The sequence below is a fragment of the Chitinophaga costaii genome (assembly GCF_900094705.1).
GTDB classification, from domain to species: domain Bacteria; phylum Bacteroidota; class Bacteroidia; order Chitinophagales; family Chitinophagaceae; genus Chitinophaga; species Chitinophaga costaii.
In genome coordinates this window covers 164,696-183,510 of sequence record NZ_FMAR01000002.1, presented here as the reverse complement: position 1 = coordinate 183,510, position 18,815 = coordinate 164,696, and the positions used below count along the sequence as shown (strand labels likewise).

The following is an 18,815-nucleotide window of genomic DNA, read 5'->3' as shown; positions in this document are numbered from 1 at the left end:
GCATGCTGATAGCAGGATGCAGCCTTTTTATTTGCTTAGAAAAGTCAATGGCCAGGCGCTGTGTCGCACCCGGCCATTGTTTCACATACTGTAAGGTTTCCAGTAATTATTTTCATCCTCCTCTGCCAAAACGACCGCCGCCCGGCATGCCAAAACCCGGGCCTCCTGGACCTCTCGGGCCTCTTTGCTGGTTGCCTGCTCCAAACTTATTGAGAAAGTAGGTAAAGCTGATCATAAAGTAGCGCTGTAGTACTACATTGTTCACGTCTTGTATATAGTTATCACTTACCGAACGGCTGATGCTTACATTCTGTCGCAGCAGGTCGTAACCTTCTATCTTGATAAGCCCCTGTTTTTTCTTGAACACACTCTTCGATACAAACCCATTCAACATTGTGATCTTTTGGTTGTATGCCGCCCCACGGCCTGTAGTCACGGTATAGTCTACATTGCTACCGATGATAAATCCCAACGGCAGGTTCACATTGAAATCAAAAGTAAAGTTGTAGTCGAAATAGTTCGTCGTGTTTTGCAGCGAACTGGAAGTGTTGTTCCAATTTACACTGCCGGAGGTATTAAAATCGAACAGTTCTTTGTACGTATAGTCGAAGCGTACACTTTGTTTTACATTCAGGGTGCGGTTCAGTGATGGGGTGCTCTGAACATCGCCGTTTTCGGCAGTCTTCGTGGTATCCACATTGCCGGAGTAGCTGTGGCTCTGACCATAACTTGCGTTGGTAGACAAATTAAAACTGGTATTTTCCAGGCCTTTTACCGGAATGATGTTGGTCATAAAACCATTCAATGTATAATTACCATTCACGTTCACGGGTTTTACAATCTGCCGGCCCTGTGCATCATTTGTGGTTTGGTTTACAATCTGGTTCTGTGACACATTCGCACTCACATTAGAGAAGAAGCCCCGCATAGTAACCTGGTTGAAGGAGTTATACCGTAATTGAATGTTGTGGGTAAATGTTGGCTTTAGTTCTGGATTACCCAATTGTATGTATTGCGGGTTGCTATTGTCTGGTACGGGCTGCAACTGCGATAAGGTAGGTTGCGTGGTGCTACCCCGGTAGGTAAATTGTAGACGCTTGCCCTTCGCAAAATTATAGTTGAACAAAGCCAGCGGGAAGAAATTCAGCGTGTGCTGCCGCACGGTACTGTCTTTCGTAACGTTGTAACTTTTAAGGCTGTTATCCTGTAAACTAACGCCAATGGTATAACCGTATTTCAGTTTTTGGGTGCGGATGTTAATACTTCCCATTTGTGTTTGGGTGGTATTATTAAACGAGTTACTTAAACTATCGTTCAACTGGTCGTATTGGTGGGTGTTTTGGTTAAAGTCGTACGTATATTTGGTAGATACGGTATTATTCTGACTGTAATTATACGCCAGTTCCAGGTAGCGGTTTTTGAAGATCGGCTCCGTATAGTTCAAGTGTATGCCTTCGTTATTTGTTTCGTTGTGTTGTTTGTTTTGCTGGTTAATGGAGTCGTAGGAAATTTCCCCTCCCTTCAATGTATACTGCGTATTAGAAAGATTAAGGTTAGTACGGTCTGTGGTAGTGTATCCGCCGCTCAGGTTTACGCTTAGGGTGCGGCCTTGTTTCGCAAAGCGCTTGCGGTACAAAAGGTTGCCGGAAATATTGGGTGAATTGGCGTCGCTTTCGCTGACGGTATTACCTGCATTCAATAACTTAGTACGGCTGGTATCGAAAGAAGAATAATCGTTGTCGTTCTCATTATGGCCTTTGTTGTAAGTGAACGTAGGCGTAAGGATGAACGAGTTCATGCTATCCGGCGCATATTCCAACCGCATATCCACTCGGTGGTTGGCGTTTTCAGAAAGACCTTTTGTTTTGGCGTCATAGAAATAGGAACTATCTCTGCCGGTTTGATCAATATCCCGCAGGAAATATTGTGTGGTGCTGGTTTGTTGGGTATTGGTTTTGGAATCGTTATAAAAATAACTAGCATTTACTTTCAACTTGGTATTGAAATCTTGATTAAAATTAAGGCCGCCATTCCAGTTGCGGGTAATGCCTGTGGAACCGGAGCCAATAGACAGGCCGCCTGCGCTCACAGAGCCACTTTTCACGTTCATGCCGCCACCACGTCCGCCGCCGCCACTGCCACTGGAGAAGTTAAATACATCCTGTGCGGTGTAGCCCAGGTTATTTACATTATTGCCCCCGCCAATGATAGAGAGCTGCTGGTTTTCGCGGAAACGGTTGGCGGTGAGTGATCCCATAAAACGGTCATCGGTGCCGTATCCTGCAGTGGCACGGCCAAAATAGCCTTTACGCTTTTCGGGTTTCAGTACTATGTTTATTGCTTTTTCAATATTACCATCATCAATGCCGGTAAATTGCGCCTGGTCCGATTTACGATCAATAATCTGTACTTTATCTACGATGTCTGCCGGCAGGTTTTTAGTTGCCAATTTTGGATCGGTGCCGAAGAAAGGCTTGCCATCTACCAGTACGCGGGTAACCTGCTGGCCCTGCGCGGTAATGGTACCATCTTTATCCACCTGCACACCAGGCAGTTTTTTCACTAGATCTTCTACCACGGCATTTTCGCGGGTCTTGAAGGAACTGGCGTTAAATTCCAGGGTATCTGTTTTTACCACCACCGGCGGTTTTTCTTGTACAATCTCCACTTCATTTAGAGCAAGGCCTTTGCGGGAAAGGCCTACCATGCCAAGATCCACCTGCGATTTGGCAGCAGAGAGTTCTACCGTTTGGTAAATTGGCTTATATCCAAGAAAGGTCACGAACACGCGAAAAGTGCCATTGCCCATGCCGCTCATTATAAAATTGCCGTTATTATCGGTCACCGCAGTTTGCACCACGGAGGAATCTGAGCTGCGCAAAAGCGCCACTGCCGCAGCTGGCATCGCATCTTTTGAGTCTTTATCCACCAGTTTGCCTTTGATCTGGGTTTGACCAAAAGACACGACGGTATAAAACACGCAGCAAATAATCAGTGCAATTTTATTCATGACAGGGGAGCGAATTTGGTTGGTTGGATACTTAAGCCGGTTTGCAAGATACTTCGATAAAAAGGTAAGAGTACACCGATAACCAGGTTCCTGTACCGTTCTGCCAGATCTCTGCGTGGTAGTGAATAAATCTGCGCCCGCTGGAGTTAAGCGGGCGCAGGGTAATAAGTTTTTATTGTTGTTGCTGGAATTGTTCTCTCATCTTTTCCATCGCTGTATGCCGTTTTTCGCGCATCTCCTCGTCGGTTATTTTTTCCGCGCCGGCAGGAAGGGCTATCGTGCTGTCTTCCACTGGTTTCAAAGACACTTTGGTGGCCACGAAGGAGCGCTTGTCGCTTTCTGCGCTGAGCACCACGCCATTGCCTGGTAGCAGTCCATTCACAGGGGAGTAGTTAATACCAAGTTCTGTTGTGTACCACACGGTATAATTCTCATTCCGCTGTTTCACAATTGCTTTTTTACAGTTGTACCCAGCTATTTTCTTGGTTTTGGTAGAGGAAGTATCTACACTGATGGGGGTTACAAAATTGTCTTCCGTATAGTACGTCTTCTTGTCTCCTTCGCGCTCTGTAACGGCCTGAAGCACTTTTTTATTAACTACATTCACATAGGTAGTATTCGTGAATGGTGGCTGAAAGTTGCCGCCGCGACCAAAGTTTGGACGCTCTACGTCAACCTTGCCCATGCTGGCATTAAAAGTAAAATGCTGGGTAAAGTTCATCACCTGGGGAGGAGCGCCTTCTTCACCACCGCCCTGCCCGCCGCCGCCAAATCCACCGCCGCCAGGACCACCCCGTCTTTCAACTTCCATGGTTACCTCATAGTCAATCACGCCCGAAACCTGGGCCTTGGCCCACTGGCCAAAAGGTAACGCCACTGTGGCGCATATCAGAAATTTAACGAACTTATGCATGTTGCTGCTTTTTTGCTGCATCAAAGTTCCTGCTTACTGAGAACTTTTATCCGTTAATCATTATTATTTACTGTTAATTATTGTTAAGGATCGCCAGGCTACTAGCGGGAAACCGGTAGTTTTGCGAAACACCATCCAATAGAATGCGTCAAAGAATTCGAAATATCCTGTTATTAATGTGCAGTTGTATCCTTGGAATTTACCTTTTCCAGGGCTATTGGCTGTATAATTCCTACCGGATGCGGATGGACCAGTTTAACCATGAGGTAAATGACGCCCTGCGCAGCGCTGTTTTTAAGAAACAATTTGTAGACATTGCCAATAATGTTCGTTTTAGGGAGGCGACAACAGACTCGCAGTATGAACATATGCGAATTAAGCTGTCTACTGCGGATTTTAACCGTTATAAAGACCTGCATCGCACCTTGGGCATGATCCGCAAACCGGTGATAGACCGGGAAGATGACACCTCCTTCTTGCAGCTTTCGACCGATTCGCTCTCTCGGGTATATGCTGATACCATGGCCCGGCAAATATCCAACCTCCTCATATTGAACCAAATGTATAATAATAGCATTAATTTGCTACGCCTAGACTCTATCCTGAAAACGGAGCTGCATAACCGCGACATCTATGCGCCTTACCGGCTAGATACCTTCCACATCACGATGAAAGGTATCGACCGGCTGAATCCAGCCTTCCGCGACAGCCTGCGCCGTAGTGAACCAGAAAAAACCTTTAAAACCCCGCTTACACCGCTAAGTAATACTTTTGTACAAGCCAGTTTTGAAGAGACGTTTGGTTATATTATACATAAAATGTTGTGGGCCGTGATCAGCTCCCTGATGCTGGTTTTTCTTACCACAGCAGGCTTCACCTATATGTTGCAAACCATCCTCAAACAAAAAAAGCTCTCCGAAGTAAAAAATGACTTTATCAATAACATGACGCATGAGCTGAAAACCCCCATTGCTACCGTGTCTGCGGCGGTGGAGGCCATGCAGAACTTCAATGCGTTAAACGACACCCGCAAAACGCAGAATTATCTCTCCATCTCCAAGCAAGAACTATCACGGCTTTCGGACCTGGTGGAAAAAGTTCTGCAGATTGCCGCAGAAGAAAAAGAAGAGATAGAACTGTTTAAAGAACCTACCATGCTGGGCGACCTGATAGAAGGTATGCTGAGCAACTATGAAATGGTATCCAGTAAGGAAATAAAATTTATTTTTGACAACAGGGTAGGTGACCAGCTGGTAATGATAGACCGTATCCACCTGTCCAACGCGGTAAGCAACCTGGTAGACAACGCCATCAAGTACAGTGGCGACTCGGTAAACATCCGACTAATGGCCAGCCTGGATAAAGGATTTCTGGAGCTTCGGGTTATCGACAATGGCATAGGCATTCCCCGTAATTATCAGGAAAATGTATTTGACAAATTTTTCCGGGTACCCACGGGCAACCTGCATAAAGTAAAAGGTTTTGGCCTGGGCCTGAGTTATGTAAAAAAAGTGGTGGAAATGCATGGCGGCACCATTTTATTACAAAGCGAAACGGGCGTCGGCAGTGAATTTATTATTCGCATATCTGTTGCCTAAACAATTGCCGGCGCACTAAAAAACAAACGACTATGTCTAAAGTATTACTGGTGGAAGACGAGTGGCAACTGGGGCAGATCGTGAAAGACAGCCTGGAGATGCGAGGCTTTGAAATGCTTTATGCCACCGACGGTCGCGAGGGCCTTGCGTTATTCAAAGAACAGCACCCCGACGTGGTGGTGTTAGATATCATGATGCCCAATATGGATGGTTTTATGCTTACGCAGGAAATCCGTAAGGAAGATAAAATTACCCCCATCATTTTCCTCACCGCCAAATCACAGACTGCAGATGTGGTGAAGGGTTTTGAAGTGGGTGGCAATGATTACCTGAAGAAGCCATTTAGCATGGATGAGCTGATTGTACGCATCAAATCTTTGCTACAGCGCTATAACGAACAGGTACCCCCACCAGACGCAGACGATGGTAGTGTGGTGATTGGCCAGTACGCTTTTAATTATACGAAGCAAACCCTTACCCGTAATAATGTGTCGGAATTTATGTCGCACCGCGAAGCAGAAATTCTGCGCCGCTTATACGACAATAAAAACGAGATCATGGAACGCAAGAAAGTGCTGCTAGACTTATGGGGAGATGACAATTTCTTTAATGCCCGTAGCATGGACGTGTTTATTACAAAATTACGCCGCTACCTAAAAGAAGATCCCCGCGTACAGATCGTAAACATTCGTGGGGTGGGTTATAAACTAATCTTTTAAGGACCTTTCACCGCGAATATCCTTCCTGCGCCTGTGCAGTTTGATAAGTACCCAACCGCAGCTTTACCGGCACATGCACCTTTTGCTGTAATTCCCATTCCCGCTTACAGAAAAATCCATAACACTGCTGGTAGTAACTATCCGGCAGGGGGGTAGTAGCATTCACATAAGTGGTGGGCCTGGGTTTGGAACCAATTATTTGCGAAAAAAGCATCCATTGGCTTTTAGGATGCACAACGTACAAATCCGTCTTCAGGGGTTTCCAGTTCATGGCTTGCTGTGCCTGGGCGGAAAGGCCCAGGCAACAAAAGATGATGATCATAACACTACACGTTTTCATAACTCGCTTATTATTAAAATTACGCCACCGCTTCCCAGCTACCCAGCCCTTCTCTTACCAGTTCCGGTACCCCACTGGTACAATCGATCACAGTAGAAAACTGCATTCCGCCTACACCGCCATCTATCACAATATCTACCAAGTGGCCAAATTTTTCATGAATAATCTCTGGGTCGGTGTATTCTTCAATATAATAATCTATTGGCAAACTAGTACTCATCAGTGGGTTACCCAGGTCGCGCACAATGCTTTGGCAGATTACATTATCCGGCACACGAATACCTACGGTATCTTTCCTGGTTTTAATGATCTTTGGCACTTCACGGCTGGCGGGCAATATAAAGGTATATGGCCCGGGTAGCGCCCGTTTCAATATGCGGAAAATGGGCGTATCCACACTTTTAGTATAGTCTGAAAGATGGCTCAGGTCGTGGCAAATAAAAGAGAACTGAGCTTTGCGGGGATCTAAATCTTTAATACGGCAAATACGCTCCACGGCTTTGTGCTGGAAAATATCGCAGCCCATACCATATACCGTATCCGTGGGGTAAATGATCACCCCTCCATTTTTTAAACATTCCACTACCTGTTTCAGATTGCGGGGATTTGGATTCTGCGGATGCAATTCAAGTAACATACCCCAATTTACGCTATTTCTATGCCATGCCGCACGTTTATAAATATGGAGAGAATTGAATATATTTAATGGGTCCGGATATTCTTTTTATCTTTCGGCACTTTTTGTAAACCTACTGCATGAATTTAAAAGGCATCGTCCCAAGAACCTGGAGGAAAGTAAGATTGGTACTGTTGGCATTGATCATCGGGCAATTTGTGTATATCATTTTGCTGAAGTGGATCCATCCCCCCTTTACGCTCACGATGCTGAATAATCGCCTGCACTTGCCCAAGGATAAGGAGTTTAAATATGATTGGGTAGACTACAATCATATTTCCCAATTTGCTAAACTGGCGGTGATCGCCAAAGAAGATCAGCTATTTACCGACCACGATGGATTCGATTTCAAATCCATTGAAAAGGCCATGAAACATAATCAGCAAAGCAAAAAGATTCACGGCGCCAGCACCATTAGCCAGCAAGTGGCCAAAAATGTATTCCTGTGGCAGCATGGGGGCTACTTCCGCAAAGGACTGGAAGTGTATTTTACGTTTATGATTGAAAAGCTTTGGGGTAAACAGCGCATCCTGGAAATGTACCTGAACGTAGCCCAAACGGGCGATGGTATTTACGGCATGGAAGCCGCAGCGCAAAGCTATTACCATATTCCTGCAGCCAATCTTACAAGGGAAGAAGCCGCCATGATCGCGGGCTGCCTCTCCAACCCAGTGAAATTTACCGTAGTACCACCATCAAAAATCACAATATGGTACCAGCGGCATACCCTTACCCAAATGCGCTACATCGCGCCAGATCCAGATATTTCTGCACTGGTGGCCGGAAGAAAATAATCTGCTGCACTTAAGGAAATCGCCGCTAAACAAACCCTTCAGTGAATTTTATAAACCATTCACCGCATCCGCCGCAGTTTTCAGGCGTTGATTAAAGTCTCCGCGAATATCAGCCCAAGGCAACCCCGATTGTATCACGATGTCGCGGTAAACGTTATAAAAGTATTGTCGCATTTGCAGATCTCCATGCTCCCGTTGCGGATCATCTTCCCATGGAATGTCAATGTAGGTAAGCAGGTACAAATCGTAGCGCCGTTGCGCAATGTGTTCCAGTATACGCATATCGCAATGTCCATACCGATGCTCACTCCATACCTTCACCACTTGTAAGTCTGTATCGCAGAAAAGTAGGGGCCGGGGCGCTTTTGCAGCCATCACATCTTCTTCTGCCAGTTGCCCCAGGGCAATGCGGTACAAGTCTTCTTCGGCATAAGGCCGCTGTAAACCTTCAATATAAGCCCGCGCATATTCCGGCACCCACAAAGTCTGAAAGCGGGCAGCCAACTGTGCGCTCAGCGTACTTTTCCCGGTACTTTCGGGACCTATGATTACTACTTTCTGCATGCGCTGTTTTTACGACAAAACCGCCGCCTCCTGGGCCGCTATTTTCTTCCAGTTTACAAATCCAAAGCAAGCTACTACAAACAGAAATACCGTGAGGGCTGCTGTCAGGTAATAATGTTTGTAAATAAGCAAAGGCTCTGCCGCCAGGTTGGATATATTCAGCAGCACCCAGTTTTCCACCTTCCGTTTGGCCAGTAGCCACATACCGCTGCATGCCGTAGCCGCCACGAAAGAATCCCACACAGGTACTATAGAATCGGAGGCATACCGTAGTAGCAGATAGATCAGCCCCCAACCCAGCACGGCTATCAACACCGCTGTAACCAGCTCCCCGCGGGAAGTCCACGCTACCGGTGTTACATGCTCGGCGTTGTCTTTACGGGTCCAGTGGTACCATCCATACACACTCATTACGAAGTAATATACGTTCAGTCCCGCATCCGCATATAGGCCGCCAGCAAAAAACAGGTAAATATAAATACCCGTGCTTACTAACCCGGTAGGATATACGTAAATTTTGTTCCGGTTGGAATAGAGGACACTTAGCACGCCAAAGAAAACACCTACCAACTCCAGCCAGTTCATGTGGGAGAATTCGGCTTGCATGCCCTGGATAACGGATTCAATATTCATGTGGCAAAGTTAGGGTATGCACACAAAAAAGCACAACCCGCTGGCCGCAGGTTGTGCATCCTTCATTATTTTTCCGGAAAGGGGAAACGTTATAATTATTCCGCTTCGGCCACTACTTCAGTTACTTCTGGAATCATACGCTTCATCATGCCTTCAATACCGGCTTTCAGCGTAATCATAGAAGAGGGGCAACCGGAGCAGGAACCCTGTAACATTACAGTTACCACGCCGCTGTCATAATTTTTAAACTGGATAGCTCCACCGTCCATTTCAACAGCCGGCTTTACGTGATCCTCCAACAAAGCCTTAATGCGTTGTACTACATCCGTATCGTCGGCGCTAATAGAATTGCCGCCGGTAGCCTTGGTTACTACTACTTCCTCTTGATTAACCACCGGACGGTTTTCTTCCAAATAGTCCTTGAGGAAAGTGCGGATAGTGGGGATGATATCATTCCAATCTGTATCGCTGGTTTTGGTCAGCGTTATAAAATTGGCCATAATAAACACGCCTCTTATAAATGGAAAGCTAAACAGCTCGGTAGCAAGCGGGGAAGGTTTGGCACTGGCTTCGTCCTGAAAGTCGATGCTTTTGCCAGGATACAGTAATTTATTCGCCACGAACTTCATCGTTTCAGGGTTGGGCGTCATCTCCGTATAAATGCTGATGATGGGATTTCCTGTTTTAATCATGATAACACACAGTTTTGCTTATCAAAGGTAGCAAACTTTCGGCGGGTTCTGCATCCTGGATGGTGAAAATAACAATTCTGATATAAGTTTAGCTTATATTTAACTCATACTCAATAGATTTTAATAATGCTTGAGGTCGTATTACCATAAACTATTATTTCTTATCCCGGATTTCCCTACTTATTTTGCAGCACAAACATACCCTACGAATGTCCAACATTAAACATCTTCAACCCCGCAAGCGGGTGGCACTCATTGCGCATGATCATAAAAAGGCAGAGCTTATTGAGTGGGCCCTTTACAACAAGGGGGTACTGGTGCGTCATGAACTGTATGCAACGGGTACTACCGGCAAACTGATCGAGGAAACATTGGACGTCCCCGTACGTAAGCTGCTCAGCGGCCCCCTCGGTGGCGACCAGCAGATCGGTGCCATGGTGGCAGAAGGCGCTATCGATGTGGTAATTTTTTTCTGGGATCCTATGGAATCTCTGCCCCACGATCCGGATATCAAAGCCCTGCTACGCCTGGGTGCCGTATGGAACATTCCGGTGGCGTGCAACCGTGCGACCGCCGACTTCCTGCTCACCTCCCCACTCATGCACGAGGCTTACGAGGTATTGCTGCCAGACTACTCGCAATATATTTCACGTAAACTTAAATAAGCGCAAGCCATGATGTAAGGAATATTGGTGCCAGATAGCACAGCAACCTCATTATTTATTCACGCACACTTTGCTTCAACTTGGGCAACGCCTTACTTTGCGTCTGCACAACCCGCTGAAAACTAAGCGCTATTTCCTATTTTCGCAGTTTTAGAAATGTTTACGGATTAAAGCATCGTTGAATGTTGAAGCAATTTCTGGCTATTGTAATATTCCTATGGATGAGTGTGGGTTTGGCTTGGGGGCAGGTTTCGCCCAAGCGGGAGCTAAGAGCGGTATGGATCGCCACAGTAGCTAATATTGATTGGCCTTCTTCTAAAAACCTTTCAAGTTATCAACAGCAGCAGGAATTTATTCGCCTCCTGGATCAGTTTAAAAGCAATGGTTTCAACGCCGTAGTGGTGCAGATACGCCCCGCAGCCGATGCGTTTTACGCCTCCCAACTGGAACCCTGGTCGGAATACCTGACCGGCGTGCAGGGAATGGCCCCCAATCCTTATTACGATCCCCTTTCCTTTATGATCGAGGAGACTCATAAACGCGGCATGGAATTCCATGCCTGGTTTAATCCTTACCGCGCCGCTATGAACGCCACGGGCAATGTATCACCTACTCACATAACCCGCCTGCACCCATCCTGGTTTATCACTTACGACGGCCGCAAGTATTTTGACCCCGGCATTCCCGAAACGCGAGTGTATGTTATGCAGGTAATCAGCGATGTGGTAAAACGCTACGATATAGACGCCGTACATTTCGACGATTATTTTTACCCATATCCTGTACCGGGGCGTGACTTTAATGACAACGCGAGCTACCGCCAGTTCGGCCATGGGCAGCCTCGAGATGAATGGCGCCGGGCAAATATTGATTCTCTCATTACCCGTGTGAGCGCCAGTATTAAGGCTATTAAGCCATATGTAAAATTTGGCATCAGCCCCTTTGGTGTATGGCGCAATCACGACCGCGATTTTGATGGTTCCTTCACTCACGGGGGCCAAACCAACTACGATGATCTTTACGCCGACGTGTTGTTATGGCTTAAAAAAGGTTGGATAGACTACGTGGCGCCCCAGTTATATTGGGAATTCAACCACCGCCTGGTGGCCTACGATGTGCTGGTGGCCTGGTGGGCACAGCATGGCTATGGCCGCCAGATATATATTGGCCACGGCGTGTACAAACTAGGCACTACCGCCCCTTGGAAAAATCCGAACGAACTGCCCATGCAGATCAAGGCCGCCCGTTCTCTCTCCACCGTGCAGGGCAGTATCTTTTACAGCGCGAAATCCTTTGCTGGCAACCCTTACGGCATACAGGACTCGCTGCGCACACACCTGTATAAATACCCGGCACTGCGCCCGGAAATGGCCTGGATAAAGTACCCCCTGCCCATTGCGCCTTATTTTAGTGACGCATTTGAAAAACCAGGTGGATTGGAAATACACTGGGCAGATAATGATACTTCCGGGCTCACCCAGCAATATGTGCTGTACCGTTTTGAAGAAAAAGAACCAGTCAATTTTAACGACGCTTCTAAAATTCTCGCCATTGTTCCGCAGATGCCTGACCCGGTTTGGATGGACGCCTCTTACGTGAAAGGAAAAAATTATACCTACTATGTTACAGCACTGAACCGCCTGGAAAATGAAAGCTCGCACGACCTGCCTCTGATGGTGACAGTGGATGCCAATGGCCGACGGAAATTCATCTTTGAGTAGCTCTTTCGCCTGGCGTAAAGGCCCCCCGACCAACTTTTCTCTAGATGCTTTTTCCCGGATTTTCTGCACTAAATCCAGTCTTCAGGATAATTTACAATAACACTCCTGGCAACTCTATTTTATCGCTTGGTCTAGCAACAATTTACAATACCATTTACCCTTGGCAATTTTGGTTACCCAATACCCCCTTGATTTTGGTATTCTTTAAAGAACTAGGCCATAATTTTATAACTTTTCTAAAGTTTTGACGTATAACCTCCGTTTATATAAAATTTACCACCTTTTATTAGTATCTTTAAAGCGTTCCCAGAACAACGATGGTAATTCCACCTGAGTGGCGCTAGCTGCCGGGAGTAGTGTAGGGTTAAAATCTAATCGAAATGCAGGAAGTGAGTCAAGGGCTTTACCGCCCAGAGTTTGAACATGACGCTTGTGGTACCGGTTTCACAGCCCATATTAAGGGCCGTAAATCACACCAGATTGTACGTGATGCACTTACCATGTTAGAAAACATGGAGCATCGCGGCGCTTGCGGATGCGAACTTACCACCGGCGATGGAGCTGGTATCCTATTCCAAATGCCCCACGAATTCCTTTATGATGAATGTCTGAAAATAGGTATTCGCCTGCCGGAATTTGGTAAATATGGAGTAGGGATGGTTTTTTTCCCGAAAGATCCACGCTGGCGCGAAGAGTGCCGCGAAATTCTTCAACGCGCAGCGGAAAAGTTAGGCCTCGAAATTTTAGGCTATCGCAAAGTGCCGGTGCGCCCCGATGGTATTGGTGAATCTGCCCTGGCTGTGGAGCCGGAAATAGAACAGGTGTTTGTTGCCGCTCCTTATCACATCAGCAGCCCGGACGCGTTTGAGCGCAAGCTGTTTGTGCTGCGCAATTACGTTTCCAAAACCGTACGCAACGCTATTCCCGGCGATAAGGCTTCTTTTTATATAGCGTCGCTTTCCTATAAAACAATCGTGTACAAAGGCCAGCTTACCACTTACCAGGTACGTCATTACTATCCTGATCTAAGCGATGAGAAACTGGTGTCTGCCTTTGCCCTGATTCATAGCCGCTTTGCCACCAACACTTTCCCTAGCTGGAAACTGGCCCACCCTTACCGCTATATTGCGCACAATGGGGAAATCAATACCCTGAAGGGAAACCTGAACTGGCTGCGCTCCGGGGAACGCGATTTTGTGTCCCAGTTCTTCTCCCCTGAAGAAATGGATATGCTATCACCCCTCGTGGCAGATGGGCAGTCGGATTCTGCGTCGCTTGATAATGTGATTGAACTGCTTACCCTCTGTGGTCGCTCCCTGCCTCATGTAATGATGATGCTCATCCCCGAAGCATGGGACGGCAACGAAACCATGGACCCACAGAAAAAAGCCTTTTACGAATACCACGCTGCCCTGATGGAACCCTGGGATGGCCCGGCTTCCATTTCTTTTACCGATGGAAAAATTATCGGCGCCACGCTAGACCGTAACGGGCTGCGTCCCAGCCGCTTCGTGGTAACCAAAGACGATCGGGTGATTATGGCATCTGAAGCAGGTGTACTGCCCATCGATCCCAAAAATGTAAAAGAAAAAGGCCGTCTCCAGCCTGGCAAAATGTTCATCGTAGACATGAGCGAAGGCCGTATTATTGGCGACGAAGAATTGAAAAAACAGATCACTTCCCAGCAGCCTTACAGCGAGTGGATCAATAAATACCAGATCCGCCTCGAAGAACTGCCGGAGCCGCGCGTTACTTTTTCCCACCTGGAACACGATCAAATATTTAAATACCAACGTGCCTTCGGTTATTCTACTGAAGACTTGGACACCATCATCGCGCCCATGGCCCTTGATGGCAAAGAGCCTATTGGTTCTATGGGTACAGATGTGCCACTGGCTGTACTGAGCGATCAGCCTCAGCACTTGAGCAGTTATTTTAAACAACTATTTGCTCAGGTAACCAACCCACCCATAGATCCTATCCGTGAACGGTTAGTGATGTCGCTGGCCACCTTCGTGGGCAACAATGGCAACCTGCTGGATGAAGATCCGCTGCACTGCCATAGCGTGGCGCTGCGCCATCCCATCCTCACGAACCATGAGCTGGAAAAAATCCGCAGCATCGATACCGGTATTTTCCAGGCCAAAACCCTGCACACTTATTTTAAGGCAGACGGTAAACCAGGTTCGCTGGAAAAAGGCCTTGCCCGCCTGTGCCGCTATGCTATAGATGCTGTAGAGGATGGTTTTGAAGTAATTATTCTTTCCGATCGTTCCATCGATTCCGAGCACGCTTCTATTCCTTCCCTGCTGGCCGCTTCCGCTGTACACCACCACCTTATCCGCAAAGGTTATCGTGGCCAGGTTGGGCTTATCGTAGAAGCGGGTGACGTATGGGAAGTACATCACTTTGCCTGTTTACTAGGCTTTGGCGTTACCGCCATTAATCCATACCTGGCCATCAGCACCATCCGCGACATGAAGTTGCAGGGTAAGCTAGGCACTGAACTGGATGTGGACACGCTGAAAAAGAATTACATCAAAGCCGTATGCGACGGCTTGCTGAAAGTATTTTCCAAGATGGGCATTTCCACCTTGCAATCTTACCAAGGTGCCCAGATTTTTGAAATACTTGGCATTAACCAGGCCGTCGTGGATAAATATTTTAATGGTGCCGTATCCCGCATTCAGGGTATTGGCCTGGACGAAATAGCCCGCGAAACCCTGGCTAAGCACTGGGTAGGTTATGGTCGCAAAGAGTCTCCTGTGCAGCGTTTGCAGGTAGGCGGCATTTACCAGTGGAAACGCAAAGGCGAGTTCCATTTGTTTAATCCGACCACCATTCACTTACTGCAATACGCTACTCGCCAAAACGATTACGCTACTTTCAAGAAATATTCCCGCAGCATTAACGACCAGGACGAACGTGCCTGCACGCTCCGCAGCCTGCTCACGTTTAAACGCACCCGCTCGTCTATCCCCATTGAAGAGGTAGAACCAGCCAGCGCTATCCTGAAACGTTTTGCCTCCGGTGCAATGAGTTTCGGCTCTATTTCTCACGAGGCCCACTCTACTATTGCCATCGCCATGAACCGCATTGGTGCCAAAAGCAATACTGGCGAAGGCGGTGAAGACGAGATCCGCTACCAGGAATTTGCCAACGGCGACTCCATGCGCTCTGCCATCAAACAAGTAGCCTCTGCCCGTTTTGGGGTAACTAGTTACTATCTTACCAACGCAGACGAATTGCAGATTAAAATGGCCCAGGGAGCCAAACCCGGCGAGGGTGGCCAGCTTCCCGGCCATAAAGTGGACGAGTGGATTGCCAAAGTACGGCACTCTACCCCCGGCGTAGGACTTATTTCGCCGCCTCCCCACCACGACATTTATTCGATTGAAGATCTGGCACAACTAATATATGATCTGAAGAATGCCAACCGTGCCGCCCGCATCAGCGTAAAATTGGTGAGCAAGGCCGGTGTAGGCACCATCGCCGCCGGTGTGGCCAAGGCCCACGCAGATGTGATCCTGGTATCAGGCTTCGATGGCGGCACCGGCGCTTCTCCGATCAGTTCTATTAAACACGCCGGCCTGCCCTGGGAGCTTGGCCTGGCCGAAACCCACCAAACCCTGGTACGCAACAAGCTCCGTGGCCGCGTAGTAGTACAGTCCGACGGGCAGCTCCGCACCGGACGCGATATCGCTATCGCCACTTTGCTAGGTGCTGAAGAATGGGGCATTGCCACCGCCGCACTCGTGGTGGAAGGTTGTATCATGATGCGCAAATGCCATGTGAACACCTGCCCTGTAGGCATTGCCACACAAGACCCCGAATTGCGCGCCCGTTTTAATGGCAACCCAGATCATATCGTAAACTTCTTCCACTTCATCGTGGAAGAGTTCCGCGAAATCATGGCAGAACTGGGCTTCCGCACGGTAAATGAAATGGTGGGCCAGGTAGGCAGCTTACAGGTACGCGAAGGCATTAATCACTGGAAATTTAAACACCTCGATCTTTCTCCTGTACTCTACCAGGAACCTGCTTCTGCGGTAACTGCTATGTACAAACAAGAAGAGCAAGATCATGGCATTTCCGAAGTCTTGGACTGGCAATTGCTCAAGCACGCCAAACCCGCGCTGGAAAAAGGCTCCCGCGTGTACCAAAGTTTTCCGGTGCGCAATACAGACCGCACCATCGGCACCATCCTATCTAACGAGATCTCTAAAAAATATAAGGGTGAAGGGCTTCCAGAAGATACTTTACACTTCCGTTTCACCGGCTCCGCCGGCCAGAGCTTTGGCGCCTTCAATACAAAGGGACTGACCCTGGAACTGGAAGGCGAAGCGAACGACTACTTCGGTAAAGGGCTGTCTGGCGCTAAGCTGATCCTGTACCCACCAACTGAAGCAGCTTTTAAAGCGGAAGAAAACATCATCGCGGGCAACGTGGCCCTTTATGGTGCTACCTCCGGCGAAGCCTACATTCGTGGTAAAGCAGGCGAACGTTTCTGCGTACGCAATTCCGGCGCCACTGTAGTAGTAGAAGGCGTAGGCGATCATGGCTGCGAATATATGACAGGTGGCCGTACGGTAATCCTGGGTGAAACTGGTCGCAACTTCGGCGCGGGCATGAGCGGTGGTATCGCTTATGTATACGATGTGAAACAATCCTTCGCCACCCTTTGTAATAAAGACATGATAGACTTGGATCCGCTAGACGAACAAGACGCCATCGCCCTGCACGATTTGATCACTAAACACCACGCCTACACGAATAGTGCAGTGGCCAAGTTTATCCTTAAAGACTGGGATAACCAATTACGCCACTTTACCAAGGTATTCCCGAAAGAATACAAGGCGGTGCTGAAAGCAGGAGAAAAACTGCTGGTAAAAGGCTAATAATAATAATACCACTTTTCAACTTACACGCTTTAACGATAAGAGATGGGTAAACCAACTGGATTCCTGGAGTTTACAAGAGAGTTGCCAGGCAAGGAAAGTCCGGCAGAGCGGATCAAAAATTATAACGAGTTTCAAAAACGCTACGATGCGCCTACCCTGAATCATCAGGCGGCACGTTGTATGAACTGCGGCGTACCCTTCTGCCACAGCGGATGCCCGCTTGGCAACGTAATCCCCGAGTTCAATGATGCCGTGTTCCGCAACGATTGGCAGGAAGCATATGAAATCCTGACCTCTACCAATAACTTCCCTGAATTTACAGGCCGTATTTGCCCTGCACCCTGTGAAAGCGCCTGCGTGCTTGGCATAAACCAACCCCCGGTTACGATTGAAGAAATAGAGAAACACATTATTGAAATAGCCTTCGACAAAGGCCTGGTGCATGCCAGGACACCTCGCGTACGCACTGGCAAAAAGATTGCCGTAGTTGGATCTGGCCCTGCAGGGCTGGCCGCCGCTGCACAACTGAATTCTGCCGGGCACCAAGTAACCGTATTTGAGCGCGACGACGCTCCCGGAGGCCTGCTGCGCTATGGTATCCCTGATTTTAAACTGGAAAAATGGGTGATAGACCGCCGCATTTCCCTGTTAGAAGAAGAAGGCGTAATATTTCAATGTAATACTAATATCGGAATAGACGCTTCGGTGAATGATCTGCTGCGAGAATTCCACGCCATTGTGCTGGCTGGCGGCTCCACTATTCCCCGCGATCTAACGATCCCGGGCCGTGAGCTTAAAGGTATTCACTTTGCCATGGACTTCCTAAAACAGCAGAACAAACGCATAAGTGGCCGCCCGGTATCAGGCGAAGACATACTCACTACAGGTAAGAACGTAATTGTAATCGGCGGTGGCGACACCGGCTCCGATTGTGTAGGCACCTCGAACCGCCAGGGCGCTATAAGCGTTACTCAGTTGGAACTACTACCCAAACCACCAGAAGGGCGTACCCAGTTTATGCCCTGGCCTACTTACCCCATGATCCTGAAAACATCTTCCTCACACGAAGAAGGCGCTAGTCGGCACTGGGCCATTGGCACCAAAGCCTTCATTGGCGATGCAAAAGGTAATCTCAAAGGCATTCAACTGGTGGACCTGGAATGGACGCACACCGACGACGGACGCCCGGCTCGCTTTGTAGAAGTAGCTGGCTCCGAACGTGAAATACCTTGCGAACGCGCCTTCCTGGCCATGGGCTTCCTACACCCCCAACACAAGGGCATGCTGGATAACCTGGGCGTAGAACGCGACGAAAGAGGCAATGTAAAAGCCGCCGAAAAGTCTTACCAAACCTCCATACCGAAAGTATTTGCTGCCGGCGATATGCGCCGCGGACAAAGCCTTGTAGTATGGGCCATCAGCGAAGGCCGCGAGTGCGCTCGTAAAGTGGATGAGTTCCTGATGGGCAATTCTCAACTGGAAAGCAAAGATGCTTCCTTACAGGCCATGGCCATCTAAAAGCACACGCGTGCAGCAATGCACTTCGTATAAAGAGCCTTAGCTTTCTCATAAGCAGGTTTAGATTTTGT

The 18,815-nt window shown here is 48.0% G+C and carries 14 protein-coding genes; 7 read left to right on the top strand and 7 right to left on the bottom strand.

The annotated features are described in order from the left end of the window. Window positions 1-112: 112 nt before the first annotated feature. The gene (locus tag GA0116948_RS03880) at window positions 113-3,010 is read right to left on the bottom strand and encodes a TonB-dependent receptor family protein (RefSeq protein WP_089709230.1); all 2,898 of its coding nucleotides are present in this window, start codon (window positions 3,008-3,010) and stop codon (window positions 113-115) included. A gap of 172 nt (window positions 3,011-3,182) precedes the next feature. Beyond that, complete coding sequence (locus GA0116948_RS03875; RefSeq protein ID WP_165798397.1) at window positions 3,183-3,923, bottom strand: GLPGLI family protein; 741 nt, start codon at window positions 3,921-3,923, stop codon at window positions 3,183-3,185. Between the two features lie 143 nt (window positions 3,924-4,066). Here GA0116948_RS03875 and GA0116948_RS03870 point away from each other — a divergent pair, with 143 nt between their 5' ends. Together GA0116948_RS03870 and GA0116948_RS03865 are read left to right on the top strand one after the other, a co-directional pair. Then, window positions 4,067-5,521, top strand: a complete 1,455-nt coding sequence (locus tag GA0116948_RS03870) for a sensor histidine kinase (protein ID WP_089709226.1) — start codon at window positions 4,067-4,069, stop codon at window positions 5,519-5,521. 32 nt (window positions 5,522-5,553) lie between these two features. Continuing rightward, window positions 5,554-6,240, top strand: a complete 687-nt coding sequence (locus GA0116948_RS03865) for a response regulator transcription factor (protein ID WP_089709224.1) — start codon at window positions 5,554-5,556, stop codon at window positions 6,238-6,240. A 7-nt stretch (window positions 6,241-6,247) separates the two neighbouring features. Here the strand turns inward: GA0116948_RS03865 and GA0116948_RS03860 are convergent, their stop codons facing one another. Beyond that, window positions 6,248-6,562 carry a hypothetical protein gene (locus tag GA0116948_RS03860; RefSeq protein ID WP_089709222.1) on the bottom strand — a complete coding sequence of 105 codons (315 nt, stop codon included), beginning with the start codon at window positions 6,560-6,562 and terminating at the stop codon, window positions 6,248-6,250. Window positions 6,563-6,599: 37 nt separating this feature from the next. After that, a complete protein-coding gene (locus GA0116948_RS03855; protein WP_089709220.1) occupies window positions 6,600-7,217 on the bottom strand; it encodes an L-threonylcarbamoyladenylate synthase in 618 nt (205 codons plus the stop codon). A gap of 119 nt (window positions 7,218-7,336) precedes the next feature. Here GA0116948_RS03855 and mtgA point away from each other — a divergent pair, with 119 nt between their 5' ends. Continuing rightward, window positions 7,337-8,050: a monofunctional biosynthetic peptidoglycan transglycosylase gene (gene mtgA, locus GA0116948_RS03850; RefSeq protein ID WP_089709218.1), complete on the top strand. Its 714-nt coding sequence runs from the start codon at window positions 7,337-7,339 to the stop codon at window positions 8,048-8,050. A 48-nt stretch (window positions 8,051-8,098) separates the two neighbouring features. On the opposite strand, the gene GA0116948_RS03845 is transcribed toward mtgA, so the two are convergent. The 3 genes from GA0116948_RS03845 to GA0116948_RS03835 form a co-directional block, all read right to left on the bottom strand. Further along, window positions 8,099-8,614, bottom strand: coding sequence for an AAA family ATPase (locus tag GA0116948_RS03845; RefSeq protein WP_089709216.1), 516 nt, complete (start codon window positions 8,612-8,614; stop codon window positions 8,099-8,101). 9 nt (window positions 8,615-8,623) lie between these two features. Next, on the bottom strand, window positions 8,624-9,247 hold the full coding sequence (gene pnuC / locus GA0116948_RS03840; protein ID WP_089709212.1) for a nicotinamide riboside transporter PnuC: 624 nt from the start codon (window positions 9,245-9,247) through the stop codon (window positions 8,624-8,626). 95 nt (window positions 9,248-9,342) lie between these two features. After that, the gene (locus GA0116948_RS03835) at window positions 9,343-9,939 is read right to left on the bottom strand and encodes a NifU family protein (protein WP_089709210.1); all 597 of its coding nucleotides are present in this window, start codon (window positions 9,937-9,939) and stop codon (window positions 9,343-9,345) included. Between the two features lie 209 nt (window positions 9,940-10,148). Here GA0116948_RS03835 and GA0116948_RS03830 point away from each other — a divergent pair, with 209 nt between their 5' ends. The 4 genes from GA0116948_RS03830 (at window position 10,149) to GA0116948_RS03815 (ending at window position 18,744) form a co-directional block, all read left to right on the top strand. Further along, window positions 10,149-10,604 (top strand): methylglyoxal synthase, encoded by a 456-nt coding sequence (locus tag GA0116948_RS03830; RefSeq protein ID WP_089709208.1) that lies wholly within the window; start codon window positions 10,149-10,151, stop codon window positions 10,602-10,604. A gap of 182 nt (window positions 10,605-10,786) precedes the next feature. Then, a complete protein-coding gene (locus GA0116948_RS03825) occupies window positions 10,787-12,325 on the top strand; it encodes a glycoside hydrolase family 10 protein (RefSeq protein ID WP_089709206.1) in 1,539 nt (512 codons plus the stop codon). 380 nt (window positions 12,326-12,705) lie between these two features. Then, a complete protein-coding gene (gene gltB / locus GA0116948_RS03820; protein WP_089709205.1) occupies window positions 12,706-17,223 on the top strand; it encodes a glutamate synthase large subunit in 4,518 nt (1,505 codons plus the stop codon). Window positions 17,224-17,268: 45 nt separating this feature from the next. Beyond that, complete coding sequence (locus GA0116948_RS03815; RefSeq protein ID WP_089709203.1) at window positions 17,269-18,744, top strand: glutamate synthase subunit beta; 1,476 nt, start codon at window positions 17,269-17,271, stop codon at window positions 18,742-18,744. Window positions 18,745-18,815 lie beyond the last annotated feature (71 nt).

What these genes read in the sequence shown, in the direction of transcription:
- GA0116948_RS03880 (WP_089709230.1), bottom strand. Translation starts at nt 3,010, where the DNA reads ATGAATAAAATTGCACTGATTATTTGCTGCGTGTTTTATACCGTCGTG.
- GA0116948_RS03875 (WP_165798397.1), bottom strand. Translation starts at nt 3,923, where the DNA reads ATGCATAAGTTCGTTAAATTTCTGATATGCGCCACAGTGGCGTTACCT.
- GA0116948_RS03870 (WP_089709226.1), top strand. Translation starts at nt 4,067, where the DNA reads ATGCGTCAAAGAATTCGAAATATCCTGTTATTAATGTGCAGTTGTATC.
- GA0116948_RS03865 (WP_089709224.1), top strand. Translation starts at nt 5,554, where the DNA reads ATGTCTAAAGTATTACTGGTGGAAGACGAGTGGCAACTGGGGCAGATC.
- GA0116948_RS03860 (WP_089709222.1), bottom strand. Translation starts at nt 6,562, where the DNA reads ATGATCATCATCTTTTGTTGCCTGGGCCTTTCCGCCCAGGCACAGCAA.
- GA0116948_RS03855 (WP_089709220.1), bottom strand. Translation starts at nt 7,217, where the DNA reads ATGTTACTTGAATTGCATCCGCAGAATCCAAATCCCCGCAATCTGAAA.
- mtgA (WP_089709218.1), top strand. Translation starts at nt 7,337, where the DNA reads ATGAATTTAAAAGGCATCGTCCCAAGAACCTGGAGGAAAGTAAGATTG.
- GA0116948_RS03845 (WP_089709216.1), bottom strand. Translation starts at nt 8,614, where the DNA reads ATGCAGAAAGTAGTAATCATAGGTCCCGAAAGTACCGGGAAAAGTACG.
- pnuC (WP_089709212.1), bottom strand. Translation starts at nt 9,247, where the DNA reads ATGAATATTGAATCCGTTATCCAGGGCATGCAAGCCGAATTCTCCCAC.
- GA0116948_RS03835 (WP_089709210.1), bottom strand. Translation starts at nt 9,939, where the DNA reads ATGATTAAAACAGGAAATCCCATCATCAGCATTTATACGGAGATGACG.
- GA0116948_RS03830 (WP_089709208.1), top strand. Translation starts at nt 10,149, where the DNA reads ATGTCCAACATTAAACATCTTCAACCCCGCAAGCGGGTGGCACTCATT.
- GA0116948_RS03825 (WP_089709206.1), top strand. Translation starts at nt 10,787, where the DNA reads ATGTTGAAGCAATTTCTGGCTATTGTAATATTCCTATGGATGAGTGTG.
- gltB (WP_089709205.1), top strand. Translation starts at nt 12,706, where the DNA reads ATGCAGGAAGTGAGTCAAGGGCTTTACCGCCCAGAGTTTGAACATGAC.
- GA0116948_RS03815 (WP_089709203.1), top strand. Translation starts at nt 17,269, where the DNA reads ATGGGTAAACCAACTGGATTCCTGGAGTTTACAAGAGAGTTGCCAGGC.